Raw genomic sequence first — 25,230 nt, 5'->3', positions numbered from 1 at the left:
GGGCAGGGCGGGGAGGTCCAGCTCGATCGCGGCGGGATCGAGGCGCGCGGCGAGGATCGTGCGCACCAGGTCGTGCACCTCGAGTGGCGTCCAGACCGGACGGGAGACCCAGAGCCGGGTGGCCGGTACGGCCTGCACCCGCAGGGTGGCCGAGACGAGCACCCCGAGCGCACCCTGCGATCCGCAGAGCAGGCGCGCCAGGTCGAGTCCCGGCGCACCGCCGCCGGCGTCGACCAGCTCGCCCTCGGCGGTCAGGTAGCGCACGCCGACCAGCTGATCGCAGGGCGTGCCGTGCCGGTGCCGCAGCGGCCCGGCCTCGCCTGCGGCGAGCACGCCGCCGAGGGTCGCGCCGGGTGAGGGCGCGTCGACGGCGAGCCGCTGGCCGGTGCGGTCGAGCGTCGCCTGCACCGCCCGCAGCGGCGTGCCGGCCCCCACCTCAGCCACGGCCGCGCCGACCGGCTCGTGGCCGATCCCGGCGAGCCGGCCGGTGTCGAGCATGATGTCGACCTGCTCCGGTGCCGCCCCCCAGTCGATTTTGGTGCCGGCGCCGCGGGGAACCACCGTGAGGCCGTGCCGCGCCGCGAGCCGGAGCACCTCGGCCGCCGCCTGCGGGCCACCCGGCACCGCGACCCAGCGGGCGGCACGCCCGGCCACCTCGTCGGCGGGGCCCGCGAACCGGGCGAACGGCGGGCCGCAGATCTCCGTGAGCCGTCGGGTGATCTCGAGCGCTCCGGACCTGTCGATCGAACTCGCTGCAGCCGCCATGCCGGTCATCGTACATGTGTTCGAATGCGGTGGGTGGAGATTCGCCGCGGAGGCGATGCGCGTACCGGCGACGAACGGTGCTCGGCCGGTAACGTGGCCGCCGTGACCACCGAGACTTCCCCGCCCGTCGCCAAGCGGGTGCCCGCCGAGCGCAAGCACCACGGCGACACCGTCGTCGACGAGTACGCCTGGCTGGCCGCCAAGGACGACCCCGAGACGATCGCCTACCTGACCGCCGAGAACGACTACACCGAGGCGCGCACGGCACACCTGGCCGAGCTGCGCGAGCAGCTGTTCGAGGAGACCCGGCGGCGCACCCAGGAGACGGACCTGTCGGTCCCGACCCGCAAGGACGGCTACTGGTACTACACCCGCACCGTCGAGGGGCAGCAGTACGGCGTGCAGTGCCGGCGCGCCGTCCGCGACGGTGAGACCGAGCCGCCGACGAGCGCCGACGGCGCCCCGCTCGACGGCGAGGAGGTGCTGCTCGACGGCAACCAGCTGGCCGAGGGGCACGACTTCTTCGCGCTCGGCGCGTTCGACGTGAGCCCGGACGGGCGCTGGCTCGCGTACTCGACGGACTTCTCCGGTGACGAGCGGTTCACCCTGCGGGTCAAGGACCTGACCACCGGCGAGCTGCTGCCGGACGAGGTGCCGGACACCTTCTACGGCTCCGCCTGGTCCAGCGACGCGTCGGCGCTCTTCTACGTCACCGTCGACGACGCCTGGCGGCCGTACCGCGTCTGGCGGCACACCATCGGCTCGCCCGCCTCCGACGACGTGGTGGTGCACCAGGAGGACGACGAGCGGTTCTGGGTCGGCGTCGAGCTGACCCGCTCCGAGAAGTTCATCGTCATCGACATCCACAGCAAGATCACCAGCGAGGTACGGGTGATCCCGGCCGGCAACCCGACGGGCCTCCCGGCCGTCGTCGCGCCGCGCCGGCAGGGCGTCGAGTACACGGTGGAGCACCACGGCCACCGCTTCCTGATCCTGCACAACGACGGCGCGGAGGACTTCGCGCTGGCGTACACCTCGGCGGACGCGCCGGGCGACTGGGTGCCGCTCGTCGAGCACTCCCCCGGCACCCGGCTGGAGTCGGTGGACGCGTTCGAGAACCACCTGGTGGTCTCGCTGCGCACGAACGGGCTGACCGGGCTGCGGGTGCTGCCGATCGGCGGCGGCGACGGGTACGACATCGACTTCCCCGAGCCGCTCTACAGCGTCGGCCTCGACGCGAACCCCGAGTACCGCACGGGGGAGATCCGGCTGCGCTACTCCTCGTTGATCACCCCGGACTCGATCTACGACTACGACCTGGTGACCCGGCGGATGGTGCTGCGCAAGCAGAAGCCGGTGCTGCCCGGGCCGGACGGGCGGCCGTACGACCCGGACCTGTACGAGCAGCACCGGGAGTGGGCGCTCGCCGACGACGGCACCCGCGTACCGATCTCGCTGGTCTTCCGCAAGGGCGCCCCGCGCGACGGCTCCGCCCCCTGCGAGCTCTACGGCTACGGCTCCTACGAGGCCAGCATGGACCCGTGGTTCTCGGTGGCCCGGCTCTCCCTGCTGGACCGGGGCGTGATCTTCGCGGTGGCGCACATCCGCGGCGGCGGCGAGCTGGGCCGGCGCTGGTACGAGCAGGGCAAGCTGCTGGCCAAGAAGAACACCTTCACCGACTTCGTGGCCTGTGCCCGGCACCTGGTCGAGGCCGAGTGGACGGCGAGCGACCGGCTGGTCGCCCGGGGTGCCTCCGCCGGCGGGCTGCTGATGGGCGCGGTCGCCAACATCGCCCCGGACGCCTTCGCCGGGATCGTCGCGCAGGTGCCCTTCGTGGACGCGCTCACCTCGATCCTCGACCCGTCGCTGCCGCTGACCGTCACCGAGTGGGAGGAGTGGGGCAACCCGCTCGACGAGCCCGAGGTGTACGCGTACATGAAGTCGTACACGCCGTACGAGAACGTGGCGGCCGTCGACTACCCGGCGATCCTCGCCGTGACCAGCCTGAACGACACCCGGGTGCTCTATCACGAGCCGGCGAAGTGGATCGCTCGACTGCGGGCCACCGCACCCGGGGGCGACTATCTGCTGAGGACCGAGATGGGCGCGGGCCACGGTGGCCCGAGCGGCCGGTACGACTCCTGGCGCGAGGAGGCGTTCATCAACGCCTGGATCCTCGACCGCCTCGGCCGCGCCTGACGTGCGGGGAGGGGGCCCGCGGCGGCGGGCCCCCTTTCGGCGCCACGGCCGCCGTCAGCCCGACGTGCCGGTCAGCACGCCGGCCAGCACGCTCGGGTCGGCGTTCCCGCCGGTGACCACGGCGGCCGTACGGCCCGGGGGCAGTTGGTCGCTGTGGAAGAGCCGCGCGGCGAGGGCGACCGCGCCGCTCGGCTCCACCACGAGCCGGGCGTCGCGCACCAGGCGACCCATCGCGGCCGCGATCTCCTCCTCGGTCACTGTCACGATGCCGTCGAGGCGTTCCTTCAGGTGAGCGAGCGTCAGTTCGGAGAGGTTCGTGCGCAGCCCGTCCGCGCTCGTCCGGTGGGTCCGCGTGACGTCCCAGACCACCACCGACCCGGCGGCGAGCGATTCCCGGGCGTCGGCGGCGAGCAGCGGTTCGACACCGATCACCGCGGCCGACGGGCGCAGCGCCTTCACCGCCGTGGCCACGCCCGAGGCGAGACCGCCGCCGCCCACCGGCACCAGCACCACGTCCACGTCGGGGAGGTCCTCGACGATCTCCAACCCGACGGTGCCCTGACCGGCGATGACGCGCCGATCGTCGAACGGCGGCACCAGCGCGCCCCCGGCCTCCGCCACGATCCGCTCCGCCTCGGCCAGTCGCCGGGCGGGCGGGACGAGCACGACCTCGGCACCCAGCGCCCGGATCCGGTCGATCTTCACGGCGGGCGCGCCCTCCGGCACCACCACCGTGCAGGGCACGCCCGCGGCGCGGGCCGCGTACGCCAGCGCCTGCCCGTGGTTGCCGGACGAGTGGGTGACCACACCGCGGGCGCGGACCACCGGGTCGAGCCGGGCGACCGCGTGCGTGGCGCCCCGCAGCTTGAACGACCCGACCGGTTGCAGGCTCTCCGGCTTGAGCCACACCTGCGCGTCCCACGGCGCGGGCAGCAGCGGGGTACGGATCACGGTGCCGGCGATGTCGGCCGCGGCGGCCCGGACGTCCTCGATCGAGATCAGCTCCATCGCCTCATGTTCCACCACCCGGGGGCCGTCGCGCGGCCCCGGCGTGCCGCCGCCCTGCGGCACCTAGACTGCCCCGGTGAGCGAGGCCGACGAGCAACCGGACGGGGCCGACCCGACGGGGGCGGAACCCGGTCCCGCCGGACGCCGCCCGGCGTTGGTCGTCGTCGCGGTGGTCGTCGCCGCGCTGTTCGTCTGCTGCTGCTCGGCGGCGGTCGGCCTGGTCATCGCCTGGTCCGCCGGCCTCTTCCACCCGCCCGCGTGACCGGCCGGACGGCCACCACCGGTGACGGCCACCGGCTCAGGTCGCCCGGAGTTCCTCGACAGCGGTGCTCGACCGCAGGAAGAGCAGACCGACGGCGACGGTGGCGAGCACCGCGGCCAGGGCGCCACCGCCGAGCAGTGCGAGGTGTTCCAGCGGCACGTCCGGAACCGCGCGTACGGCCGGGCTCTCCGTGATCCTGGTGTACTGATCCCGCGTGGCCGGGTCGGCGCAGAGCTGTACGGCGGCCTCGCACACCGAGGAGGTCGACGGGCCCCGTTCGGCGTCACCGAAGAACGCCCGGGAGAGGACCGCGCCGACGGTCAACGCCAGCAGGATCGCCGGTACGGCGGGGAGCACCGCCTGCCAGACGAGCGACCAGGCCAACGTGGTTCGCGGCACGCCGGTCGCCGTCAGCGCCGCGTACGTCCGCCGCCGCGCGACGACACCCTCGACCACGGCGACGAGCAGACCCGCGGCGGCGATCACCACCGCCACGGCCACCGCGAGGTCCACCAGGCTCATCGTGCTGAGGTAGAACGGGTTGGCGCCCCACTCGTCACCCGCGAGTCGGCTCTGCCGGCGCGTCAGCTGGTCCTGGGCGACGAAGTGCGCGCGCAGCCCGGCCGCCCCGGCGCCGAAGGTCACCGCCGCCAGCAGGGCGGCGAAGGTACGGCTGCCGGCCCAGGGATCGGCAGTCAACCGGCCGGCGGCGAGCAACGCGGCGGGGTGGCGGGCGTACCGGCGCAGCAGACGACCGGTGGTGTGCGAGATCCAGCCGGTGCCCGTCACGACCCCGAGCAGGGCGACCAGTCCGCCCGCGGCGATCAGCAGCAGCGCGTATCCCACGTACGGCCCGTCCACGGTCCGTCGCAGCAGGACGGGCCACCCGACGATGAAGGCCGCCACGCCGGCGACGATCAACACCCCCGCCCAGGGGCCGGGGCCGCGTTCCCGGGCCGCCCGGCGCGTCACGCCCAACGGTGTGGTGATCACGCGGCGCAGCATCAGTGCGGTGGCCAGTCCGGCGATCAGCGGCAGACCGATCACGACCGCGGCGAGCGCCCCGGCATGCGGCAGCACGTCGGTGGGGAGGGCGAGCTGCCCACGCTCGTCCGGCCGGTGCAGCAGCTCGTGGCCGGCCAGGTAGAGGGCGAGCCCGCCGAGTGTGCCGAGGAGGCCGGCGACGCCGGTCTCCAGCATCGCGAGCCACGTGACCTGCCCCGGGGTCGCGCCGGCGAGCCGGAGTGCGGCGAGCCGGCGGTCCCGGGCCGGGGCGCCGAGCCGGGCGCACTGCCCGGCCAGGGCCAGCACCGGAATCATGAGCAGTACGAGGGCGAAGGCGGTGCCGCCCCGCAGCCCCGGCTCCCGCAGGAGCGCGTTCGAGTACTGCTCGGACCAGCGGACCATGTTCCCGGGCGTGGCCATGGGGGTGGGGATGGCCAGTACGGTGAGCGCCGCGCACGCGGCCAGCGCCGCCAGCGCCGCACTGAACGCGGTGAGCAGCACCCGTACGGTGTCGGTGCGGGTCCCGGCCAGGGCGAGCCGGAGCAGCGCCCACGGTCTCACCGGTCACCGCCGGTCGAGAGCGCGCTCAGGTCGAAGCCGCTGTGCTCGACCGCCCCGTCGCGGATCGTCACCTCCCGATCGGCGTACGCGGCGATGCGCGGCTCGTGCGTGACCAGCACGACCGACGTGCGCCGCTCCCGGGCGAGCCGGACCATCGTGGTGAGCACCTGCTCGCCGGTGAGCGTGTCCAGTGCGCCGGTCGGCTCGTCCGCGAAGAGCACTCGCGGTTCGGTGACCAGTGACCGGGCGGTGGCGCACCGCTGCTGCTGCCCGCCGGACATCTCGCCCGGCCGGACGTCGGCCAACTCCGCCACGCCGAACCGCTCCAGCCAGGTCAACGCCGCCTCCCGCGCCGCTCGCCGCCCCGTGCCGGCGAGAAGCAACGGAAGCGCGACGTTCTCCGCCGCGGTCAGTTCGGCCACGAGCTGACCGAACTGGAACAGCACACCGAACTCGGTGCGGCGCAGCCGCGACCGGGCGGCCTCGGACCGGGTGTCGAGCCGCTCACCGCGCCAGATCACCTCGCCGGCGTCGGGGCGCAGGATCCCCGCGAGGCAGTGCAGGAGGGTGGACTTGCCGCAGCCGCTCGGCCCGGTCACCGCGACGATCTCCCCCTCGTCGACGTCGAGCGTCACGCCGCGCAGAGCGGGCGTCCGCCCGTACGACCTGACCAGGTCACGGGCCTGGAGCTGGCTCATGCCGCACCTCCCGGTGCCAGTCGGCGACCCGGCTCAACGTGGTCCCCAGCCACGTGAGGTCGGCGTCGAGGTGAGCGATGGCGAAGTCGGCCGCCACGACGTCGTCGAGGGTGGCCGATGGGGCGTGTTTCAGCAGCGTCAGTTCGCGCAGCCGCGCGGTGTGCGCCTGACGCTGGGCGGCGAGGCAGGCCCGTACCCGGTCCAGGTCGGCGACCAGCAGCGCCACCGCCACCTTGGCGAGCAGTGTGCTGGCCACGTACGGGTAGGGCGGCTCGACGTCGTTCAGCCACCGGTCCAGGGCCGCGCGCCCCTCGCCGGTCAGCGCGTAGGTGGTGCGCTCGGGCCCACCGTCGCGCTCCTGGCCGGTGACGGTCACCAGCCCGTCCCGCTGCAACCGGTTCAGGGTCGCGTAGACCTGACCGAAGGCCAGGGGCCGGGCCTGCGGAAGCCGCTCGTCGTGGGCGCGCTTGAGCTCGTAGCCGTGCTTGTCACCCGTCGCGAGCAGCCCGAGCAGGACGTGCGGCGTGGACATCAGTCCACTATTCACTCGGTGAATACTCCCTGTCAACGGCTCCTGCCCGTCGATCACCCGCACGGGCGGCAGGGGTGCGATCGACGGGGGCTGCCGGCGTCAGCCGACGGCGGTCCAGCGGGGATCGCGGCCGGTGAGGCCGAGCAGCCGGTCCAGGTCGGGCACGGCCGGGCCGGTCGGCACCGGGTCGCCGAAGACACCCATCTGCCGGCCCGTCGGGCCGAGCTGCTCGGTCAGCTCGTGCAGCACCACGATCGCCTTCGGCGCCGGAGCGTACGGCTGGCCGGTGGCGACGGCCAGGTCCCAGCCGTGCACGGTGAAGTCCAGCAACACCATGCCGCCCACAGTGCTCTGCGGCATGCCCATGCCGGGCGAGACGCCCTCCAGGCTCGCCGGGTCGGCCCAGGCGGTGATCAGTCGCTCGGTCTCCACCTCGAACCGGCCCCGCCAGTCGTCGGTGAGGAAGTCCTGCTTCTCCGCCCAGGTCACCGGGCGCTTCGCCGCCAGGTCCCGGAAGTTGACCACCACCTCGAAGAGGTGGTTGAGCAGATCGCGTACGGAGTAGTCGCGGCACGGTGTCGGCAGGTGCAGCTGGTCGTCGGCGATGCCGCGCACCACCCCGACCGTCGGCGGCGCCGCAGCCGCCAGCAGAACGCTAGTCTCTGTGGCCATAGGCCCGAGCCTATGAGGACGGTCTTGAAGAAATGCGACAACGACCGCGTGGCGACAGCCGGGGAATCCTCGCTCCCGGCCGGTTGCTGCGCCAGGTCCGGTTCCACCGGTACCTGCCGGCGGGGGTGCTGCGCCCCTGGGTCGAGCACTACTGGTTCGTCGACTGGGACCTGACCGAGCCGTTCGCGCAGCGCGTCGTACCGCATCCGGCGGTGAACCTGGTCTTCCGTCGCCACGGCGACGGTCCCGCCTCCGGCGAGGTGGCCGGCGTCGGGCTGGCACTCTTCTCGATCACGCTCAGCGGCACCGGCCGGGTCAGCGGCGTCCAGTTCCGGCCCGGCGGCTTCCACCCGTTCTGGCGTGGCTCCGTCGCCGAGCTGACCGGCCGCCGCCGGCCCCTCGCCGACCTCGCCGAACTCTGGCCGCCGGCCCGCGACCACACCGGCGACATCTGCGACGGCACGGACGCCGACCGCTGCCGCCGCCTCGACGCGCTGCTCACCGGCTGGGTGCCGCGGGCGGTGGCGGACCCGGTCACCGACGAGGTGATCCGCCTGGTCGAGGAGATCCGCACCGACCGGACGGTGCTCCGGGTGGACACGTTCGCCGAGCGGCACGGTCTCACCACCCGCCGCCTGCAACGCCTCTTCCTGGAGCGGGTCGGCGTCGGTCCGAAGTGGGTGATCCGCCGGTACCGGATCCAGGAGGTCATCGAGCAGGCCGCCGGTGGGTCGCCGCCGGACTGGGCGGGGCTCGCCGCCGACCTCGGTTACAGCGACCAGGCGCACCTCGTGCGGGAGTTCAGGGCGGTCACCGGCACGTCCCCCGCCGCCTACGTCCGCTCGCTCACCTGACCCCGCACCACCTCCGGCACCGCCTCGCCCAACCGCCCGGACTGCGGCGACGGCCTCGCCCAACCGCCCGGACCGGCGGCGCCGGCCTCGCCCAGCCGCCCGGACCGGCGGCGCGAGGCCACTCGACTCGGCGATCGGCGATCATCCGGGCGCACGGTCATCTGCGACGCAGCACGACCACCGCGACGTCGTCGTTGATCTCGGGCGGGGTGAGTTCCACCAGCAGCCGCTCGCAGAACCGGTCCAGGTCGTCGTCCACCTGCGCGGCGACGTCGGCCAGCGCCGCCAGCCCCTCGTCGATGGTCGCGTCCCGGCGCTCGATCAGGCCGTCGGTGTAGAACACCAGCGTCGCCCCGGGCGGGAGCACGAACTCCAGATCCGCCGGGCGATCGGCGCGGACCCCGAGCAGCGGCGCCGAGTGCTGGATGAACTCGACCTTGCCGTCGACGTTCAACACCGGCGGCAGATGACCGGCGCTCGCCAGCCGGACCCGCCCCGTCGCCGGCTCCAGCAGCAACACGCAGAGAGTCGCGGACTCGTTCGGCAGCAACGTGCGCATCAGCTCGTTCACCCGGTGCAGGATCGCGCCCGGCTGGTGGCCCTCCACCGCGTACGCCCGGACGGCGTGCCGGAGCTCGGCCATCACCGTCGCCGCGTGCAACGAGTGCCCCGCCACGTCACCGACGGCGAGCAGCAGATGCCCGTCGAGCATCACCAGCTCGTAGAAGTCGCCACCCACCTCGGTCCGCGCGCTCGCCGGTTCGTAGCGCACCGCGAGATCGAGACCGTTGATCACCGGGATCCGCCGCGGGAGCAGGCTGCGCTGGAGGGTCACCGCGATGCGGTGCTCCTCGTCGTACGACCGCTGGGCCTCCACCGCCGCGGCCACCGCCTGCACCAACTGCACGAGCGCCGGCGTACGTTCGGTCTGGGTCTTGGTGGGGACCACGACGTAGAGCGGCGGCCGGTCCTCCCGCAGCCGGGCGGCGGCCACCGTCACCGTGTCGCCGGCCGGCCACTCCAGCAGGGCCCACTGCGCCGGGTCGGTGACCCGCACCGTCGTGCCGACCGGCACCGCACTGTCGCCCTCGACAGTCCACGGCACCGTCGAGGCGCCCAGCCCCTGGCCGGCGGAGACCCCGGCGAGCAACTCGCCGTCGGCCGTCTCCCCCACCACCACCGCCGGACTCTTGAAGATCTCGGCGGCGCCGGAGGCCGCCGCGTCGAGCAGCTGCCGGAACGTCGACGCGGCGTGCACCGCGACGGTGGTGTCGGCGAGCGCCAGCATCCGGGCGGCGAGCAGCTCGGCGCGTTGCCGGGCCTGGTAGTAACGGAGCACCGCGTGTGCGGTGGCGACCAGCTCCTCCGGCTCGATCGGCTCGGCGAGGTACGCGTCCGCACCCCGGGTCAGCCCCTGGGCCCGGTCCACCACGTCCACCGCGTGCGCCGACACGTGGATCACGGGCATGACCGGATGGCGGCTCTTGATCTGCTCGCACACCTCGAAGCCGCTGGCGTCGGGCAGCCGCACGTCGAGCACCACCAGGTCGACGTGGTCACTGTCGACCCGGGTCAGCGCGTCGGCGCCGTTCTCCGCCTCGATCACCTGGAACCCGGCCCGGGTCAGCCAGCTGACCAGCAGGTAGCGCTTCGTCCGACTGTCGTCGACCACCAGGACGGTCGCCTGGGTGGGCACCTCAGGCTCCGTCCACAGGCAGGGTGACCGTGAAGGTGCTGCCCCGGCCCGGCTCGCTGGTCAGTTCCAGGGTGCCGCCGAGCAGTGCGACGAGGCGTCGGGCGTACGGCAGCCCGAGGCCGGTGCCACCGGCCCGGGTCGCCCCCGGCACCTGGTAGAACTCCTCGAAGATGCGGTCGTGCAGCTCGGGTTCGATACCCGGGCCGGTGTCCGTGACCGTCAGCACCCAAGCGTCGTCCCGCCGGCGCGCGCGCAGCCGCACCTCGCCCCGCTCGGTGAACTTCAGCCCGTTGTGCAAGAGGTTCCGCAGCACCTGACCGAGCAGCAGCTCGTCGGTGCGCAGCGTGGCCGAGGGCGGCTCCTCCACCACCAGCTCCACCGGGCGGCCGGTGGCCAGCGCACGCAGCGTGCCGCGCAGCTGCCCGAAGACCGGTCGCAGGTCCACCTCCGCCCAGTTCACCTCGATTCGCCCCGACTCCGCCTTGGCCAGGTCGAGCAGCTCGTTGACCAGGGTGAGCAGGTCGGCCGCCGACGAGCGGATCAGCTCCACCTGCTGCGCCTGCTCCCGGGTCAGCGGATCGGAGGCGGAGTCGGCGAGCAGCCGGCCGAGGCCGATGATCGCCGTCACCGGCGCCCGCAGCTCGTGGCTGACGTTGGCCAGGAACCGGCTCTTGGACTCGCTCGCCGCCCGGAGCTGGGCCGACTTCTCGTCCAGCTCGGCGTAGAGCGCCACCACGCCGCGGTTGGTCTCCTCCAGCTCCTCCGAGAGCTGCCCGTAGAGCGCGAGCACACCCCGATTCGTCTCCTGGAGTTCCTCGTTCAGCACCGCCAGCTCGTCGCGCTGCGAACGCACCTCGTCGAGGGCCGCGATCAACTGCTGGTTCTGGGCCGCCAACTCGTCCAGGGCGCTGCCCGGGCTGCTCCGACCGAGCTCCGTCCGGAGCTCGGCGAGGCGCTCCGGGGTCAGCGCCTGCGCGGTGACCGGGACACGTCGCGACATCCTCACGACCGTATCCCGGTCGACCCCGATCACGCCCAGGCTGTCCACGAGCCGCGCCACCGCGCCGGACTGCGGCTCGTACCGGCCGCCGGGCAGCGGTCGGACCGGAACCAGGTCCACCCGCAGGTGGCGCCGGCCGTCGGCGGTCTCGTCGAGGTGGAACGCCACGTCGGCGCCGCCGACCACCCCCAGCATGTCCCGGGCCACCTCGCTGAGCGCGGTGGCGACGCGCACCTGGTCCTGGTGTTCCAGGCCCACCGCCGCGGCGACCTCCCGGCCCCGCTGGCGCACCACGAAGATGTCGTGCTCGACGCGGAGCGCCATCTGGAGCAGCGGCGGGCGGTCGGGCGTCGTGCTCATGCCGACGCCCTCGCCACCAGCACGCAGGCGTCGTCCCGCCGGATGCCCGCGTCCCGCAGCAGTGTCGCGGCGATCACCAGCGGGGAGCGCTCGACGAGGCCCGGCAGGTCGTCGAGCCGCCACCTGTCGACCACGCCGTCACTGTGCATCACGAGCACTGCGCCGGCCTCGAAGGGGTATTCGTACTCGCGTATCACCGGGCGCTGGTGCCCGGCGATGCCCGGTAGCGAGACCAGGCCCCGGCGTCGCCCGTCCGCCGCGACCACCTGCGCGGCGATGTTGCCCAGCCCGGCGTAGCGCAGGACGCCGGACGACGACAGGGGCAGCTCGGCCACCGCGAGAGCGGCGCCCCGGGTGTGCGACATCGACCGGTGCAGGTGCTGCACCACCGCCGCCGGAGACCCGGGCGGAGCGGCGTGGAAGGCGGTGACCGCCGCGTCGCTCGCGGCGCACGCCAGCGGGCCGTGGCCCAGCCCATCGGCGACCAGCACCTGGCGGCGACCCTCGATCGTCCGGACGGCGTACCCGTCCCCGCTGGCCGTCTCGCCGCTCAGCGGCCGGGTCAGCCCCCCGACCCAGGGTGTCTCGTCGATGTCCGAGGGCCAGATCTGGACGGCGAGGACCGTGCCCCGGCCGGGCCGCGAGTAGCCGTCGAACCAGGTGGCCTGCCGGACTATCGCCCCGAGGCCGATGCCGAGCGTGCCGACGGTCGAGTGTCCGTCCCGGGACGAGATGGCGAGGTCCGCCATGCCCGGCCCGGAGTCCACGGCGATCAGCTCCACGCCCGCCTCGCGCTCACGGCGGACGGGACGCAGCAGCAGCGAACCCTCCTCGGCGTGCTTGACCAGGTTGCTGGTCAGCTCGGCGGCGACGATGGCCAGGTCCGCGATGCGGGTCTCACCCAGCTCCAGCCGGTGGCCGAGGCGCTCGGCGGCGCGGCGTACGGCGCTGCCCGTGCTCCCCGACTCCATCCGGAACCAGACTCCGCGGTCAGCGACCGCGTCCTCGCTCACCGAGCCCACTTGGTGACGGTGATCCGGGTGCCCTTGCCGACGCCGGTGTCGATGTCGAACTCGTCGACGAGCCGGCGGGCGCCGCTCAGCCCCAGGCCGAGCCCGCCGCCCGTGGTGTAGCCGTCGGTGAGCGCCAGGTCCAGGTCGGCGATGCCCGGACCGGAGTCGGCGAAGAGGATCCGCACCCCGCGGCGCAGCCCGTTGTCCACCGTCGTGACCTCGACGGCGCCGCCCCCGCCGTAGACCAGCGTGTTCCGGGCCAGCTCGCTGGCCGCGGTGACCAGTTTGGTCTGGTCGACCAGGGACAGCTTCGCCGCCACCGCAACCGTACGGACCAGCTGCCGGACGCGCACCACGTCCTCGTCGCTCCGGATCGCCTGCGTCCGCGGTTGCCCCAGGTCGACGCCTGCGGTCACGGTGAGCCCGTCGTCTCGGCCTCGTCGGACTCGTCGGCGAGCTCGTGGTCGTACGGCGACTCGTCGGCGCGCGCCGCCGCGACCAGCTCCATGCCGCGTTCCACGTTCAGCGCGGTCCGGATGCCGTTGAGCGACAGCCCCAGCTCGACCAGGGTGATGGCGACCGCCGGGCGCATCCCGACCACGACGGTCTCGGCGTCGAGCACCTTGGAGATCGACGCGATGGTGGAGAGCATCCGCCCGACGAACGAGTCGACGATGTCCAGCGCCGTGATGTCGATGATCACGCCGTGGCAGCCGGTGGCGACGATCCGCTCGGCGAGATCCTCCTGCAGCTGGAGCGCCGTCTGGTCGGACATGTCGACCTGGATCGACACCAGGAGGATGTCGCCGATCTTGAGGATCGGCACCCGCTCCATCAGGCCCCCCTGCGCGAGCGGCGGGTGGTCTCGACGCCGGTGAGGCGCAGCACGTGACGGAGCGCGTCGGCGAGGCTCGCCTTGGTGGCGATGTCGCCGAACTCGATGCCGAGCGCCACGATCGTCTGGGCGATCTGCGGGCGGATGCCGGAGATGATGCAGTCCGCGCCCATCAGCCGCGCGGCCACCACGGTCTTCAGGATGTGCTGGGCGACCTGGGTGTCCACCGCCGGTACGCCGGTGATGTCGATGATCGCGTACGGCGAGCCGGTGTCGACCAGGGTCTGGAGCAGCCGCTCCATCACCACCTGGGCCCGGGCGGAGTCGAGCGTGCCGACCAGCGGCACGGCGACGACGCCCTCCCAGAGCTTCACGACCGGGGTGGAGAGCTCGAGCAGCTGCTCCGCCTGGTCGGCGATCAGCCCCTCCCGGGTGCGTACGTAACTCTCGAAGGTGAAAAGGCCCATCGCGTCGATCAGGCCGGAGAACGCCACATAGTCGCGGAGGGTGCTCTCGCCGCCGTGCGACTCCAGCAGCTCCAGCAGCACGTCCTTGAGCGCGAAGACGCTGATCGCCGTCTCGGTGGCGGAGAAGCCCTGCCGGGCCCGTCCGCGGGACAGCTCGGCGAGCACGGCCCGCAGCTCGGCGGCGTGCTCGGCGTCGAGGTCGACGACCCCGTTCTCGGCCGTCGCGACGATGGCCCGGTGCAGCTCCTGGAGCTGCGTGCGCAGCTCGACCTGGCTGAGCCGGCCGCGCAGCGACGCCGCCACCGTCTCCACCCAACGCTGCGTGACCTGGTCGACGTGCTCGCTCAGCAGGGCCGCGAGCCGGCCGCTCTCCTCGGCAGTCAGTGCCATTATCAAACCCCCCTCGACCCGGACCGTGCGGACTCTAGCACCGGAACCCGCCCAACTACTTGCCACGAGGCAACGGAATGATGCTGGCCACCAGATGGCCGCGCCCGTTCTGCGTACGGCCGGGATCGTGGGATACCGTTCCACCGATAACAGGAGGTCTGGCGAATGTCCCTGACGGTGCAGACGGAACAGCGCGGCGACGTGGTCGTCGTGTCGGTCGCGGGCGAGTTGGACATGGCGACCGCACCGCAGCTGCAGGACCAGATCACCGACCTGCTCGACAAGGGGCGCAGCCGCCTGGTGTTCGACCTGGCGGAGGTCTCGTTCTGCGACTCCACCGGGCTGTCGGTGTTCGTACGGGCCAAGAACAGCTGCGACGAGGTGGGGGGTGTGGTCCGGCTGGCCGCGCCTCAGCGGGGCGTGCTGCGCATCCTCGAGGTCAGCGGCCTGGTCGAGGTGCTCCAGACGTACCCGACGGTCGAGCAGGCGGTCGCCGGGGATCCGACGCCCGCCTCCTCCTGACCGTCCTCGCTCACTGCTCGTCCTCGATGTGCCGGGGACGAGCGATGACCATGCCCGCGGCCGTCTGCACCACGAGCGCGACCGCCAGGAAGCCGATCGGTACGGTCCAGCCCCCGGTCGCCTGGTAGAGGATGCCGACCAGCAGCGGGCCGATGGCCGCGATCAGGTAGCCGGTGCTCTGGGTGAACGCGGAGAGCGCCACCGTCCCCTCCGTCGTCCGGGCCCGCATGCCGATCACGGCCAGCGCCAGCGGGAACGCGCTCTGCCCGATCGCCAGCAGCACCACCCAGAGCAGCGCGCCCCGGTGCGGCGCCAGCGCCACGCCGACGTAGGCGATCGCCATCGCGGCGGAGAGCGCCAGCATCAGCGGCTGCAGTGAGCGGAGCCGACCCGCGAAGGTCGGCATGAGCAACGCGATCGGCACGCCGAGCGCGCTCACCCCGGCGAGCAGCAGGCCGGCCTGCTCCGGCTGGAAACCGGCGTCGCGGAAGAGCTGGGCCAGCCAGCCCATGATCGCGTACGCGCTGAGCGACTGGAGCCCGAAGTAGATCGCCATGGCCCAGCCGAGCCGGGTTCGCGCCGGGCTGACCCGTGACCGGACGGGCCCGGCCGCCGTCGGGGTGGCGGCTCGCCGGGCCGCGCCGCCCCGCAACACCAGCGGCAGCCACGGGAGTACGGCCATCGCGGCCAGCCCGGCCCAGACGGCGAGCCCGGCCCGCCAGGAGCCGAGCAGGTGGGCGATCGGCACCGTGGTCGCGGCGGCGGTCGCCGCACCGGCGGTGAGCGTCATCGAGTACGCCCCCGTCACCAGCCCGATGCGGTGCGGGAAGTACTGCTTGACGAGCAGCGGCAGCAGCACGTTCGCCACGGCGACCCCGGCGAGGGCGGCGGCGCTGCCGACGAGGAAGACCACCGTGGAGCCGGTGCCGACCCGGACCAGCTGCCCCGCGGCGAGCAGCACCATCGCCGCCGCGAGCAGCCGCGGGGGCGAGTACCGCCGGACCAGCCGGGGGGTGAGCGCGCCGAACACACCAAAGGCGATGGCGGGCAGCGTGGTGATGACGCCGGCCATCGCCCCGGAGAGCCCCATGCCGTCGCGGACCTCGTCGAGCAGGGCGCCGAGGCCGGTGATCGCGGCGCGCAGGTTGAGCGCGACGAGCAGCATCCCGACCAGCACCAGGGCGGCACCGGCCACCGGGCCGGTGACCCCGGTCGGAGCTGAGCCCGGGCCGGTTCCGGTCGCAGGACGGCCGGCGGGAACGAGGATCGGGTCGGCTGTGCCGGTGGGTGGTGGCGGGGTCATACCGCTGAACCTACAATCATGGGATGAATCTCGGACCGGTGATGTAACCAGTGACACCATCAGTCGATTCCCCGCCGGTGCCGCCCCGTGGGCAGCGGATACGCGACACGATCGCCCAGCTCAGGGAGCGGATCCTGGCCGGCGAGTGGCCGGTCGGCAGCCGCATCCCCACCGAGCCGCAGTTGGTCGCGGCGCTCGGGGTCGGGCGCAACACGGTCCGCGAGGCGGTCCGGGCGCTCCAGCACGCCGGTGTGCTGGAGTGCCGGCAGGGCTCCGGGACGTACGTGGTCTCGACCGACGAGCTCGCCCCCGTGGTGGCCCGCCAGCTCACCGACGAGCGGCTGACCGAGGTGATCGAGGTGCGCCGCGCCTTCGAGGTGGAGGCGGCCCGGCTCGCCGCGCTCCGGCGTACGCCCGCGGACCTGCTCGCCCTCGACGGCGCGCTCGCGGCCCGCGAGGCGGCGTGGCACGGCGGCCGGGCCGACGAGTTCGTGGAGGCCGACGTCGCCCTGCACACGGCGGTGGTCGCCGCCGCGCACAACCGGATGCTCGCCGAGCTCTACGCCTCGGTCGGCACCGCGCTGCGCAGCAGCCTGGTCGAGACGATGGGTGAGGCGATGACGGCGGAGCAGCACATCGACCACTCCCGCCTGGTGGAGGCGATCCGGGCCGGTGATCCGGAGCGGGCGGCCCACGAGGCCGCGGCTTTCCTGGAGTCACAGCCCAGGGCTTAGGTTGTCCCGGACGGAAAACCGGACAGCGCGGGAGTACGGATGCTCAAGGGCTTCAAAGACTTCATCATGCGGGGCAACGTCGTCGACCTGGCGGTCGGCGTCGTCATCGGCGCCGCGTTCACCGGCGTGGTGACCCAGCTCACCGCTTCCTTCCTGAAGCCGCTCATCGCGTTGATCACGCTCGTGATCACCGGTCGCGAGGACGGCCTTAAGGGCGCCATGTGGACGATTCGGGGCGTCGACTTCGATTGGATCGGGTTCATCAACGCGCTGATCACGTTCCTGCTCACCGCGGCGGCGCTGTACTTCCTGGTCGTCTACCCGATGAACAAGTTGGCCGAGCGGCGTCGGCGGGGCGAGGAGCCGCCGCCGGCCGCGCCCAGCGAGGAGGTCAAGCTGCTCACCGAGATCCGCGACGCGCTGGTCGCGGCGGGTCACCGGACGCCCGGGCAGCAGCGCGGCGCGCTCGACGACGTGCTCGGCCGGCACGAACCGCCCACCGCGCGCTGAACCCGGCACCGGCACATCGGCCCCCACGGGATTCCCGTGGGGGCCGCACATTCTCGTACGTATGTTCGATAGAGTCCGCGCATGGAGCAGCGGAAGCACTGGTGGAACGGGAAATGGGGGCGGCTGGCGCGGCGGGACGTGTTCCTCCGCGTGGACGGCGACCGGTGGCACGTCGAGCAGCGGGCCGGCGGCGCCGAGGGGGTCTCCCGTTTCTACGAGCACGACAGTGCCGACGAGGCCGAGGAGACGATCCGCGCGCTGCTCGAAGGGCCGGACGGCTGGCGGGAGTTGTCGCCCCGTCCGCCGGGTGGTTGGGGCGCACCGAACAGCTGACGGCTGAGCCCTTCTCCCTCTCCCCTCACCGTTCACCGGACGCGAGCGTGGACGAGGTGCGCACGCACCGCGCGGTTCAGGTCGAGAAGGGCTCACCCGGCGGGTCGGCCCGGGGTGGCGTTTAGCGTCACGCCGCCCCGGGAACCGCGTCGGAATGAGGCAGCAGGGCGACCAGCAGACCATTTCCCGGATCACCACCGGGATGCCGGTGATCGACGCCGACGGGGTCGAGATCGGCACGGTGGATCTCGTCCAGCGGGGTGACCCGAACGCGGTGACGGTGCAGGCGCCCACCGCCGACCCGGGCAGCAGCCTGGACGAGCTGATCGAGTCGACAGCGGTCGAGGAGCCGGGCGTCCCGGCCGACCTCGCCGCCCGCCTGCTGCACGGCGGATACCTGAAGGTGAGCAGCACGCTCGTCGACGTCGGGGCGGTCTACGTACCCGCCGACTGGATCGCCACCGTCGCCGACGGCCAGGTACGCCTCGACGTCCCGGCCGCCAACCTGCCCGCCGAGGAGTGACCCGCCGCCGGATCAACGCCGGCTCAGCACCGACTCCGCCTCCGGCACCGGATCGGGCTCGGCACGACGGCGGCGGCGGAAGAGCAGCAGCATCAGGCAGCCCGCGACCAGGCCCCAGAACGCGCCGCCCACGCCGAGCAGGGTGACCCCGGAGGCGGTCACCACGAAGGTGACCACCGCCGCCTCGCGCCGCTCCGGCTCGGCCGCGGCCGAGGCCACCGCCGAGGTCAGCGCGGTGGCCAGCGCGCCGAGCAGGGCCAGCCCGGCGACCGCCTCGATCAGCACCGGTGGCGCGACCGCCACCAACGCGGTGGCCACCCCGGCACCCAACCCGAGCAGGGCGAGCCCGATTCCCGCCGTCACCGAGGCGATCCAGCGCCGGTCCGGGTCGGGGTGGGCGTCCGGCCCGGCGGCGAGCGCCGCGGTGATCGCGGCGAGGTTGACCGCGTGGCCGCCGGCCGGGGCGGCCACCAGGCCGGCGATGCCGGTGGCCCGCAACGCGGCGGCGAACGGCGGGCGGTAGCCGTAGCCGACCAGCACCGCCGTGCCGGGCACGTTCTGCGCGGCCATGGTGACCAGGAAGAGCGGTAGCGCCAGCCCGATCAGGACCGGCACGTTCCAGGAGGGCGGGGTCAGCTCGACCACGGGGCGCAGCCCGAGCGCGCCGAGACCGGCGCCGGCCGAGGTCGACGCGATCGCCACCACCGCGACCACCAGCGCTCCGGGCACCGCCCAGGGGCGGGCGTACCGGTGCAGCAGCAGCCAGGCGACCACCACCGGGCCGGCCAGCCGGGGCACCTCGACCAGGGCGCGTACCGGCGCCACGCAGAGCGGCAGGAGCACTCCGGCGAGCATCGCGCCGGCGATCGGTTTCGGGATGGCGGCCACCGCGCGGCCGAGCGGTGGTACCAGCCCGGCCGCCACGATCAGTACGCCGGAGGCGAGGAACGCCCCGACGGCGGCGGGCCAGCCGCCGGGCACCGGCCCGGTGGCGACCAGCAACGCGGCTCCCGGGGTGGACCAGGCGACGCTCATCGGTATCCGGTGGCGCAGGCCGAGCCAGCCGGCGGCGAGCCCGGACGCCACGCAGAGCGCCAGCAGCCCCGAGGCGGCCTGGCCCGGATCGGCGCCGACCGCCCGCAGCCCGGCCAGCACGACGGTGAACGAGCTGGCGAAGCCGACGAGCGCGGTGACCACGCCCGCGAGCACCGGTTGGAGTCGTCCCGCCACACCGCCTCCTCGCTGACCGTTCCGTTTACGGAACGATGGTGTGTAGCACCATAGCGGGATGCCCCGGCCCTCACCAGACCGTCCCCTCGACGCCGATCCGCGCGTGATCGGCGCCCGGGTACGGGGACTGCGCGAGGAGAAGGGGATCTCGCTCTCGGCGCTGGCCCGGCTCGCCGGCGTGGGCAAGGCGACCCTCTCCGGGCTGGAGAACGGCACCCGCAATCCCACGCTGGAGACGCTCTACGCGATCACCGCCCAGCTCGGCGTGCCGCTGACCGCGGTGCTCGCCGAACCGGCCGCGACGCCGACAGTGCACGGCGCGGCGGTGCACGCCACGCTGCTGGAGGTCTTCACCGACGCCGACGCGACCTACGAGCTGTACCGGATGCGGGTCCGCGCGGGAGCCGGTCAGCTCTCCCCGGCGCACCAGCCCGGCGTCACCGAGCACGTTACGGTCTTCTCCGGGGTGCTACGGGCCGGTCCGGCGGAAGCGCCGTCGACCGCCGCGGCCGGCGGCTACCTGCGCTGGGCCTCCGACGTGCCGCACAGCTACGCGGCGGTCGGCGACGAGGAGGTCGACGCGAGCCTGCTGCTGCGCTACCCGCGTCGCTGACCCCCGCGCACCCCGGGACCGGCCGGCACGGACCGGCCGCGCGCCGGCTTCAGCGCTCGACGGGCGCGGGCACCGGGAGCCGCCGCTGTACGGCCCAGAGCGCGACCTCCGTCCGGGAGGCCGCCCCGGTCTTGCGCAGCAGGTTGGAGACGTGAACGGTGACGGTGCGCACCGAGATGCCGAGCGCCTTCGCGACCTGCTTGTTCGACATCCCGGCGACGAGACAGCCGAGCACCTCGACCTCCCGGCCGGTCAGCTCCGCCTCCCGTACGCCGGTCGTGCCGACCGGGCGGGCGGGGCGGAGCGCGGGCCGAGCCGACCCCGCCGAGCGGCGGGAGCCGGCCGAACGAGTCGACTGCCGAGGGCCGGGTGTGCCGGGCAGCGGCCGGATCAGCGCCTCCGGGGGTTGACCGGCATGCGCGGCGAGCAGCTCCGTCAACGCGAACGGATTGCCGCCGGTCCGCCGCCAGACGGCGCTCGCCAGCCGCCCGGGCTGGGGCGAACCGGGGTACACCTGGCTCAGCACCTCGGCGACCTCGGCGGTACGCAGCGGCCCGAGGTGCTGCCGGACGGCGCCGCGTACGCCGCAGAGCCGGGAGAGCGCGCGGACCGCAAGATCCGGCGCGACGGCCTCCTCGGCGGGCCGGGTGGCGACCACGAGCAGCGCGGGCAGCTCGGCGGCGGTGGCCAGCTCGCCGATCAGGTTCAGGCTCGCCGGGTCGAGCGCGTGCAGGTCCTCCACCACCAGCACGGCCGGGCCGGCGCCCACGAGCAGCCGCACCGTCCGCACGGCGAGACGCAGCAGGGCGCCGGGGGCGTACCGCTCCCGGGGCGAGGTCGGATGCTGGGCCAGCCAGGCCAGCGCGTCCGGCGGCAGGTCGAGACCGCTCGTGTCCCGCCCGCTGAGCACCGCCGCCAGCCAGTCGTACGGGGCGGGGCTGTGCACCCGCGCGGCACCGGCGAGCACCACCGCCGGACGCGGCGTCAGCGCGTCCAGGGCCGCGGCGACGAGCAAACTCTTGCCCACTCCCGCGCCGCCGGTGACCACCGCGACGGTCGGCGCGGCCCGTCGCCCGGCAACCACCGTGGACCATGCCCGGTCGAACTCGGCCAGCTCACGGGCGCGCCCCACCAGCGACACCGGCATCATTCCTCAACCCTACGCAGTAGTGCGTAGAGACGCGGGTGGGGTGTTCTTGGCAAGCTAAGCGCATGACGCTCATCCTCCGCTCGGCCATCCTCAACGACATCGGCCTGGTCCGGACCAACAACGAGGACTCCGCCCTCGCCGGTGACCGGCTGGTCGCCGTCGCAGACGGCATGGGCGGCCTGCCCGCGGGGGAGGTGGCGAGCGAGATCGTCATCCGGATCCTGGACGAGTTGGCCCCGCCGAGCGAGCCGGAGGCGGCCACCGACGCGCTGCGGGCCGTGGTGAGCACCGCCAACCAGCGCATCCACGCCGCCATCACCGTCGACCCGGCGCGCGACGGCATGGGTACGACCCTGACGGCCGCCCTGCTCGCCGGTGACACGCTGGTGCTGGCCCAGGTCGGTGACTCGCGCTGCTACCTGTTGCGGGACAACAAGCTGACGCAGCTCACCCGGGACGACACGTTCGTGCAGGCGCTGGTCGACCAGGGGGCGCTCACCCCAGACCAGGCCCGGCACCACCCCCAACGCTCCCTCGTGACGCGCGCGGTGCAGGGCGGGGACAGCCCGCCGACGATCGGCACGCTCACCGTCCAGGCCGGCGACCGGCTGCTGCTCTGCAGCGACGGCCTCTCCGACTACGTGGAGAACGAGGCGATCGCGGTGACCCTCGGCGCGTACGGCGACCGGCAGCTCTGCGGTGAGCAACTGGTCAAGCTCGCCCACCAGGCCGGCGCGCCGGACAACGTGACGGTGGTCGTCTCCGACGTCACCCTGGTGGCCTGATGGCGGCCGTCCGCCGGATCAGCCCCGAGGAGCGGTTGACCACCAGCTTCGTGCTCAGCGCGTACGCCTTCGAACCGTCCCCCTCGCGCCGCGCCGACGAGTTCGCCCGCTACCTGCCCTACCACGAGGGCAACCGGACGCTGATCGTCGAGGCGGACGGGGAGACCCTGGCGACTGCCACGGCCATCCCGATGCGGCAGAACCTGCGCGGCGCGGTGCTTCCGATGGCCGGCGTCGCCGGGGTGGCGACGCACCCGCTGGCCCGCCGGCAGGGACACGTCCGGACGCTGCTGCACCAGCTCCTCGACGAGATGCGCGAAGAGGGGCATTCGCTGACCGCGCTCTACCCGTTCCGCCCCAGCTTCTACGCCAGGTTCGGCTACGTCGGGCTGCCCAAGCCGCGGACGGCCACCTTCTCGCCGGCAGACCTGGCCCCGCTGCTCCACGCCGACCTGCCCGGCGAGGTGGGTTGGGAGCGGATCGCCACCGGCTACCCGGCGTGGCGCGAGTTCACCGAGGGCTGCCTGCGGGACCGGCACGGGTTCGCGATCTTCCCCGACTACCGGGACGTGCGGCTGCGCGACGCCGACGATCGGTGGCTGCTCACGGCCCGCGTCGACGGGGCGCTGACCGGCGCGGTGACGTACCGGATCGACGACCACGGCGGCGAACTGATCGCCGACGACCTGCTGGTCGCCGACGCGTACGCCCGGTCGCTGGTGTTGCGGTTCTTCGCCCGGCACGTCGACCAGGTGGAGCGGGTCAGCGTCCGGCTGGCCGCCGACGAGCTGCCGGAGCTCTGGCTCACCGACCTGGCCGTGCACGTGCAGGCGCGGACGGCCCGGCCGGGCACCTCGGCCCCGATGGCCCGCCTGCTCACGCTGGACGCGCTGGCCGGGCTGCCGGCCGGTCCGGGGCGGGTCCGCGTCGAGCTGACCGGCGACCGCTGGCTCGCGGGCACGCACCTGCTCGACGGCACCACCGGCTCGCTGGAGCTGCTCGGCGGCACGTCCACCGCCGGGTCCGTGCCGGCGGCCACCCTCACCGCGGCCGGGCTCTCCGCGCTGGCGTACGGGGTGCTCGACCCGATCGAGGTGCAGCTGGGCGGGCTCGGTCAGGTGCCCGCCGACGCCGCCGCCGAGCTGCGCCGGATCTTCCCGCGCCAGGTGCCGTACCTCTTCGCCGACTTCTGAGAGTTCCGATCACGTTCCGGTTTGCGGTCGCGTCCGGCACGGGTACGGTCCCGGAGTGCCGGAGGCGTTGCAGGCGGGTGGTTGGGGGTTGCTGGCCGGGTCCGCCCTGCTGCTCGGGGCGGTGGTCGGGTGGTACACCCGCGTGCCGCGCTGGGTCAACGCGTCGGTGATGGCGTTCGGCGCGGGCGTGCTGCTCTCCGCCGCCGCGTTCGAACTGATCGGCAAGGCGCACGAGCGGGGTGGGGTGCTCCCGACCTCGATCGGGGCGGCCGGCGGCGCGGTGGCGTACACGCTCGCCAACATCGGCCTGGCGCGGCGGGGCGCCCGCCATCGGAAGCGTTCCGGGCGGCAGCCCTCGGAGCGGGAGAAGCCCGGCTCCGGTTCCGCCATCGCCGTCGGTGCGGTGCTCGACGGCGTACCCGAGTCGGTGGTGATCGGTGCGAGCCTGCTGGCCGGCGGCACGGTCAGCGTGATCACCGTGGTCGCGGTCTTCCTCAGCAACGTCCCGGAGGGACTGTCGAGCGCGGCCGGGATGCGGGGCGCGGGCCGCAGCGCCCGCTTCGTCTTCCTGCTCTGGAGCGGAATCGCGCTGCTCAGCGGGGTCGCCTCGCTCGGCGGACGGGTCCTGCTGGCCGGCGCGTCCCCGGCGGTGCTGGCCGCGATCACCGCCCTCGCCGCCGGGGCGATCCTCGCAATGATCACCGACACCATGGTCCCCGAGGCGTTCGAGGACGCCCACCTGCTGGTCGGTCTGATCACCGTGGCCGGGTTCCTCACCGCGTACGCCCTCTCCCACGTCTGACGGCGCCCGCCGTCGCCGGCATCGCCGGGGCACGCTCCCGCGCGCCAGCCCCTAGCATCGTGGCGTGCGTACCGGACCCCTCCTCGCCCTCGTCGCCGCCGGCCTCGTCGCCCTCTCCGCCTGCGGCACGGCCGATCCGGTGCCGACGACGACGACCCCCTCGGCCGACGCCGGGTCACCGACCGGCACGCAGCAGGCCGCTCCGGCCGCCCGGACCGGTTTCGGCGGCCCGAGCCCCTCCGCGTCGAAGCGGCCCACGACGGTGTTCCGGGCCGGGAACACGAAGGGACACGCGCCCGTGCCGGCCGAGGCGCGGGCGGTGGACACCGCGAAGCCGACCCGCACGATCGGCGACGGAACGCCGGCGAGCTGCACCTCCGCCGCCGTGGTGAAGGCCGTCGCGGCCGGCGGCGTGATCACCTTCGACTGCGGACCGGATCCGGTGACGATCCGGATGACCGCCACGGCCAAGGTCCGCAACGCCAACGGGCCGAAGGTGGTGCTGGACGGCGGCGGCAAGGTCACCCTCAGCGGCCAGGGCAAGCGGCGGATCCTCTACATGAACACCTGCGACCAGGCGCAGGGCTGGACCACCTCGCACTGCCAGAACCAGGACCACCCGCAGCTCACCCTCCAGAACATCACCTTCGCCGACGGCAACTCCACCGGCGAGGAGGCCGAGGGCGGCGGGGGCGGCGCGGTCTTCGTCCGCGGCGGGCGGGTGAAGGTGGTCAACGCCAAGTTCGTCCGCAACCGCTGCGACCGCACCGGGCCGGACCTGGGCGGCGCCGCCCTGCGGGTGCTCAGCCAGTACGAGAACAAGCCGGTGTACGTGGTCAGCAGCACCTTCGATCACGGTTCCTGCTCGAACGGGGGCGCGTTGAGCAGCATCGGCGTGTCGTGGACCGTGCTGAACAGCCTCTTCACCGGCAACGAGGCGATCGGCACCGGCGCCAACCCGGCGAAGTCCGGTACGCCCGGCGGCGGCAGCGGCGGGGCGATCTACTGCGACGGCAACCGCTTCACGGTCAGGATCGCCGGCACGCTGATCGAGAACAACGAGGCGAACGAGGGCGGTGGCGCGATCTTCTTCGTCAGCAACGACCGGACGGGCACGATGACCATCGAGGACTCGACGCTGCGCCGTAACCGCAGTGGCCGGTTCGAGACGCGCGGCTTCCCCGGCATCTTCTTCCTCGGCGCCCGCAACCCCAC

General features: G+C 73.7%; 28 protein-coding genes. 13 read left to right on the top strand and 15 right to left on the bottom strand.

The features are described 5' to 3' along the window. A partial coding sequence (locus tag E1211_RS16765) for an FAD-binding oxidoreductase (RefSeq protein ID WP_132349943.1) occupies positions 1 to 765 on the bottom strand: 765 nt, incomplete at its 3' end. A gap of 102 nt (positions 766 to 867) precedes the next feature. Between E1211_RS16765 and E1211_RS16760 the strand changes: the two genes are divergently transcribed. Further along, positions 868 to 2,964 (top strand): S9 family peptidase, encoded by a 2,097-nt coding sequence (locus tag E1211_RS16760; protein ID WP_132349942.1) that lies wholly within the window; start codon positions 868 to 870, stop codon positions 2,962 to 2,964. A gap of 54 nt (positions 2,965 to 3,018) precedes the next feature. Here E1211_RS16760 and E1211_RS16755 read toward each other — a convergent pair whose 3' ends face one another. Beyond that, positions 3,019 to 3,972 (bottom strand): threonine/serine dehydratase, encoded by a 954-nt coding sequence (locus tag E1211_RS16755; protein ID WP_132349941.1) that lies wholly within the window; start codon positions 3,970 to 3,972, stop codon positions 3,019 to 3,021. 76 nt (positions 3,973 to 4,048) lie between these two features. On the opposite strand from E1211_RS16755, the gene E1211_RS16750 reads away from it, so the two are divergent. After that, positions 4,049 to 4,234 carry a hypothetical protein gene (locus E1211_RS16750; protein WP_132349940.1) on the top strand — a complete coding sequence of 62 codons (186 nt, stop codon included), beginning with the start codon at positions 4,049 to 4,051 and terminating at the stop codon, positions 4,232 to 4,234. A 36-nt stretch (positions 4,235 to 4,270) separates the two neighbouring features. Here E1211_RS16750 and E1211_RS16745 read toward each other — a convergent pair whose 3' ends face one another. From E1211_RS16745 to E1211_RS16730, 4 genes are all read right to left on the bottom strand, one after another. Continuing rightward, entirely contained in the window at positions 4,271 to 5,800 is a 1,530-nt protein-coding gene (locus tag E1211_RS16745; protein WP_132349939.1) for an FtsX-like permease family protein, read from the bottom strand. Continuing rightward, on the bottom strand, positions 5,797 to 6,498 hold the full coding sequence (locus E1211_RS16740) for an ABC transporter ATP-binding protein (RefSeq protein WP_132349938.1): 702 nt from the start codon (positions 6,496 to 6,498) through the stop codon (positions 5,797 to 5,799). The genes E1211_RS16745 and E1211_RS16740 overlap by 4 nt, the downstream gene beginning before the upstream one ends. Next, positions 6,476 to 7,030, bottom strand: coding sequence for a PadR family transcriptional regulator (locus E1211_RS16735; RefSeq protein ID WP_132349937.1), 555 nt, complete (start codon positions 7,028 to 7,030; stop codon positions 6,476 to 6,478). The genes E1211_RS16740 and E1211_RS16735 overlap by 23 nt, the downstream gene beginning before the upstream one ends. 99 nt (positions 7,031 to 7,129) lie before the next feature. Continuing rightward, a complete protein-coding gene (locus tag E1211_RS16730; protein WP_132349936.1) occupies positions 7,130 to 7,702 on the bottom strand; it encodes a TIGR03086 family metal-binding protein in 573 nt (190 codons plus the stop codon). 32 nt (positions 7,703 to 7,734) lie between these two features. Between E1211_RS16730 and E1211_RS16725 the strand changes: the two genes are divergently transcribed. After that, positions 7,735 to 8,556 carry an AraC family transcriptional regulator gene (locus E1211_RS16725; protein WP_132349935.1) on the top strand — a complete coding sequence of 274 codons (822 nt, stop codon included), beginning with the start codon at positions 7,735 to 7,737 and terminating at the stop codon, positions 8,554 to 8,556. A 157-nt stretch (positions 8,557 to 8,713) separates the two neighbouring features. On the opposite strand, the gene E1211_RS16720 is transcribed toward E1211_RS16725, so the two are convergent. Genes E1211_RS16720 through E1211_RS16695 form a run of 6 tightly spaced genes read right to left on the bottom strand, consistent with a single transcriptional unit; the run spans position 8,714 to position 14,317 of the window. Further along, on the bottom strand, positions 8,714 to 10,252 hold the full coding sequence (locus tag E1211_RS16720; protein ID WP_132349934.1) for a SpoIIE family protein phosphatase: 1,539 nt from the start codon (positions 10,250 to 10,252) through the stop codon (positions 8,714 to 8,716). A 1-nt stretch (position 10,253) separates the two neighbouring features. Next, positions 10,254 to 11,612 (bottom strand): sensor histidine kinase, encoded by a 1,359-nt coding sequence (locus E1211_RS16715; RefSeq protein ID WP_132349933.1) that lies wholly within the window; start codon positions 11,610 to 11,612, stop codon positions 10,254 to 10,256. Further along, complete coding sequence (locus E1211_RS16710) at positions 11,609 to 12,583, bottom strand: SpoIIE family protein phosphatase (RefSeq protein ID WP_207915394.1); 975 nt, start codon at positions 12,581 to 12,583, stop codon at positions 11,609 to 11,611. Before E1211_RS16710 ends, E1211_RS16715 begins: the two co-directional genes overlap by 4 nt. 38 nt (positions 12,584 to 12,621) lie before the next feature. Next, entirely contained in the window at positions 12,622 to 13,041 is a 420-nt protein-coding gene (locus E1211_RS16705; protein WP_132349931.1) for an ATP-binding protein, read from the bottom strand. Beyond that, positions 13,038 to 13,460, bottom strand: coding sequence for an STAS domain-containing protein (locus E1211_RS16700; protein WP_132349930.1), 423 nt, complete (start codon positions 13,458 to 13,460; stop codon positions 13,038 to 13,040). Before E1211_RS16700 ends, E1211_RS16705 begins: the two co-directional genes overlap by 4 nt. Next, positions 13,460 to 14,317, bottom strand: coding sequence for an STAS domain-containing protein (locus E1211_RS16695; RefSeq protein ID WP_132349929.1), 858 nt, complete (start codon positions 14,315 to 14,317; stop codon positions 13,460 to 13,462). Before E1211_RS16695 ends, E1211_RS16700 begins: the two co-directional genes overlap by 1 nt. 165 nt (positions 14,318 to 14,482) lie before the next feature. Here E1211_RS16695 and E1211_RS16690 point away from each other — a divergent pair, with 165 nt between their 5' ends. After that, positions 14,483 to 14,839 (top strand): STAS domain-containing protein, encoded by a 357-nt coding sequence (locus tag E1211_RS16690; RefSeq protein ID WP_132349928.1) that lies wholly within the window; start codon positions 14,483 to 14,485, stop codon positions 14,837 to 14,839. Between the two features lie 10 nt (positions 14,840 to 14,849). Here E1211_RS16690 and E1211_RS16685 read toward each other — a convergent pair whose 3' ends face one another. Beyond that, a complete protein-coding gene (locus tag E1211_RS16685) occupies positions 14,850 to 16,142 on the bottom strand; it encodes an MFS transporter (RefSeq protein ID WP_132349927.1) in 1,293 nt (430 codons plus the stop codon). Positions 16,143 to 16,192: 50 nt separating this feature from the next. Here E1211_RS16685 and E1211_RS16680 point away from each other — a divergent pair, with 50 nt between their 5' ends. From E1211_RS16680 to E1211_RS16665, 4 genes are all read left to right on the top strand, one after another. After that, positions 16,193 to 16,876, top strand: a complete 684-nt coding sequence (locus E1211_RS16680; RefSeq protein WP_132349926.1) for a FadR/GntR family transcriptional regulator — start codon at positions 16,193 to 16,195, stop codon at positions 16,874 to 16,876. A gap of 39 nt (positions 16,877 to 16,915) precedes the next feature. Continuing rightward, a complete protein-coding gene (gene mscL, locus E1211_RS16675) occupies positions 16,916 to 17,386 on the top strand; it encodes a large conductance mechanosensitive channel protein MscL (protein WP_132349925.1) in 471 nt (156 codons plus the stop codon). An 81-nt stretch (positions 17,387 to 17,467) separates the two neighbouring features. Then, positions 17,468 to 17,719 (top strand): hypothetical protein, encoded by a 252-nt coding sequence (locus tag E1211_RS16670; protein WP_132349924.1) that lies wholly within the window; start codon positions 17,468 to 17,470, stop codon positions 17,717 to 17,719. Positions 17,720 to 17,873: 154 nt separating this feature from the next. Further along, positions 17,874 to 18,242, top strand: coding sequence for a hypothetical protein (locus E1211_RS16665; protein ID WP_132349923.1), 369 nt, complete (start codon positions 17,874 to 17,876; stop codon positions 18,240 to 18,242). Between the two features lie 12 nt (positions 18,243 to 18,254). Here the strand turns inward: E1211_RS16665 and E1211_RS16660 are convergent, their stop codons facing one another. Beyond that, positions 18,255 to 19,472 carry a benzoate/H(+) symporter BenE family transporter gene (locus tag E1211_RS16660; RefSeq protein ID WP_132349922.1) on the bottom strand — a complete coding sequence of 406 codons (1,218 nt, stop codon included), beginning with the start codon at positions 19,470 to 19,472 and terminating at the stop codon, positions 18,255 to 18,257. 58 nt (positions 19,473 to 19,530) lie between these two features. Between E1211_RS16660 and E1211_RS16655 the strand changes: the two genes are divergently transcribed. Then, entirely contained in the window at positions 19,531 to 20,085 is a 555-nt protein-coding gene (locus E1211_RS16655) for a helix-turn-helix domain-containing protein (RefSeq protein ID WP_132349921.1), read from the top strand. Between the two features lie 49 nt (positions 20,086 to 20,134). On the opposite strand, the gene E1211_RS16650 is transcribed toward E1211_RS16655, so the two are convergent. Beyond that, positions 20,135 to 21,235 carry a response regulator transcription factor gene (locus E1211_RS16650; RefSeq protein WP_132349920.1) on the bottom strand — a complete coding sequence of 367 codons (1,101 nt, stop codon included), beginning with the start codon at positions 21,233 to 21,235 and terminating at the stop codon, positions 20,135 to 20,137. Positions 21,236 to 21,297: 62 nt separating this feature from the next. On the opposite strand from E1211_RS16650, the gene E1211_RS16645 reads away from it, so the two are divergent. The 4 genes from E1211_RS16645 to E1211_RS16630 form a co-directional block, all read left to right on the top strand. Further along, the gene (locus E1211_RS16645) at positions 21,298 to 22,020 is read left to right on the top strand and encodes a PP2C family serine/threonine-protein phosphatase (protein WP_132349919.1); all 723 of its coding nucleotides are present in this window, start codon (positions 21,298 to 21,300) and stop codon (positions 22,018 to 22,020) included. Beyond that, positions 22,020 to 23,213 (top strand): enhanced intracellular survival protein Eis, encoded by a 1,194-nt coding sequence (eis, locus tag E1211_RS16640; RefSeq protein ID WP_132349918.1) that lies wholly within the window; start codon positions 22,020 to 22,022, stop codon positions 23,211 to 23,213. The genes E1211_RS16645 and eis overlap by 1 nt, the downstream gene beginning before the upstream one ends. A 55-nt stretch (positions 23,214 to 23,268) precedes the next feature. Then, on the top strand, positions 23,269 to 24,015 hold the full coding sequence (locus tag E1211_RS16635; protein WP_132349917.1) for a ZIP family metal transporter: 747 nt from the start codon (positions 23,269 to 23,271) through the stop codon (positions 24,013 to 24,015). 64 nt (positions 24,016 to 24,079) lie between these two features. After that, the coding region (locus tag E1211_RS16630; protein ID WP_132349916.1) for a hypothetical protein at positions 24,080 to 25,230 on the top strand (1,151 nt) is incomplete at its 3' end.

Source organism: Micromonospora sp. 15K316 (assembly GCF_004348525.1).
Lineage (GTDB): Bacteria > Actinomycetota > Actinomycetes > Mycobacteriales > Micromonosporaceae > Micromonospora.
Note: the sequence above shows the minus strand (reverse complement) of the source record. Positions and strands in the feature narration are given on the sequence as shown.

Bases quoted from the DNA above. Each gene is read 5' to 3' on its own strand.
- E1211_RS16755 (WP_132349941.1), bottom strand. From the start codon at position 3,972: ATGGAGCTGATCTCGATCGAGGACGTCCGGGCCGCCGCGGCCGACATC.
- E1211_RS16740 (WP_132349938.1), bottom strand. From the start codon at position 6,498: ATGAGCCAGCTCCAGGCCCGTGACCTGGTCAGGTCGTACGGGCGGACG.
- E1211_RS16735 (WP_132349937.1), bottom strand. From the start codon at position 7,030: ATGTCCACGCCGCACGTCCTGCTCGGGCTGCTCGCGACGGGTGACAAG.
- E1211_RS16730 (WP_132349936.1), bottom strand. From the start codon at position 7,702: ATGGCCACAGAGACTAGCGTTCTGCTGGCGGCTGCGGCGCCGCCGACG.
- E1211_RS16725 (WP_132349935.1), top strand. From the start codon at position 7,735: ATGCGACAACGACCGCGTGGCGACAGCCGGGGAATCCTCGCTCCCGGC.
- E1211_RS16715 (WP_132349933.1), bottom strand. From the start codon at position 11,612: ATGAGCACGACGCCCGACCGCCCGCCGCTGCTCCAGATGGCGCTCCGC.
- E1211_RS16710 (WP_207915394.1), bottom strand. From the start codon at position 12,583: ATGGAGTCGGGGAGCACGGGCAGCGCCGTACGCCGCGCCGCCGAGCGC.
- E1211_RS16700 (WP_132349930.1), bottom strand. From the start codon at position 13,460: ATGGAGCGGGTGCCGATCCTCAAGATCGGCGACATCCTCCTGGTGTCG.
- E1211_RS16695 (WP_132349929.1), bottom strand. From the start codon at position 14,317: ATGGCACTGACTGCCGAGGAGAGCGGCCGGCTCGCGGCCCTGCTGAGC.
- E1211_RS16690 (WP_132349928.1), top strand. From the start codon at position 14,483: ATGTCCCTGACGGTGCAGACGGAACAGCGCGGCGACGTGGTCGTCGTG.
- E1211_RS16685 (WP_132349927.1), bottom strand. From the start codon at position 16,142: ATGACCCCGCCACCACCCACCGGCACAGCCGACCCGATCCTCGTTCCC.
- mscL (WP_132349925.1), top strand. From the start codon at position 16,916: ATGCTCAAGGGCTTCAAAGACTTCATCATGCGGGGCAACGTCGTCGAC.
- E1211_RS16670 (WP_132349924.1), top strand. From the start codon at position 17,468: ATGGAGCAGCGGAAGCACTGGTGGAACGGGAAATGGGGGCGGCTGGCG.
- E1211_RS16665 (WP_132349923.1), top strand. From the start codon at position 17,874: ATGAGGCAGCAGGGCGACCAGCAGACCATTTCCCGGATCACCACCGGG.
- E1211_RS16655 (WP_132349921.1), top strand. From the start codon at position 19,531: ATGCCCCGGCCCTCACCAGACCGTCCCCTCGACGCCGATCCGCGCGTG.
- E1211_RS16650 (WP_132349920.1), bottom strand. From the start codon at position 21,235: ATGATGCCGGTGTCGCTGGTGGGGCGCGCCCGTGAGCTGGCCGAGTTC.
- E1211_RS16645 (WP_132349919.1), top strand. From the start codon at position 21,298: ATGACGCTCATCCTCCGCTCGGCCATCCTCAACGACATCGGCCTGGTC.
- eis (WP_132349918.1), top strand. From the start codon at position 22,020: ATGGCGGCCGTCCGCCGGATCAGCCCCGAGGAGCGGTTGACCACCAGC.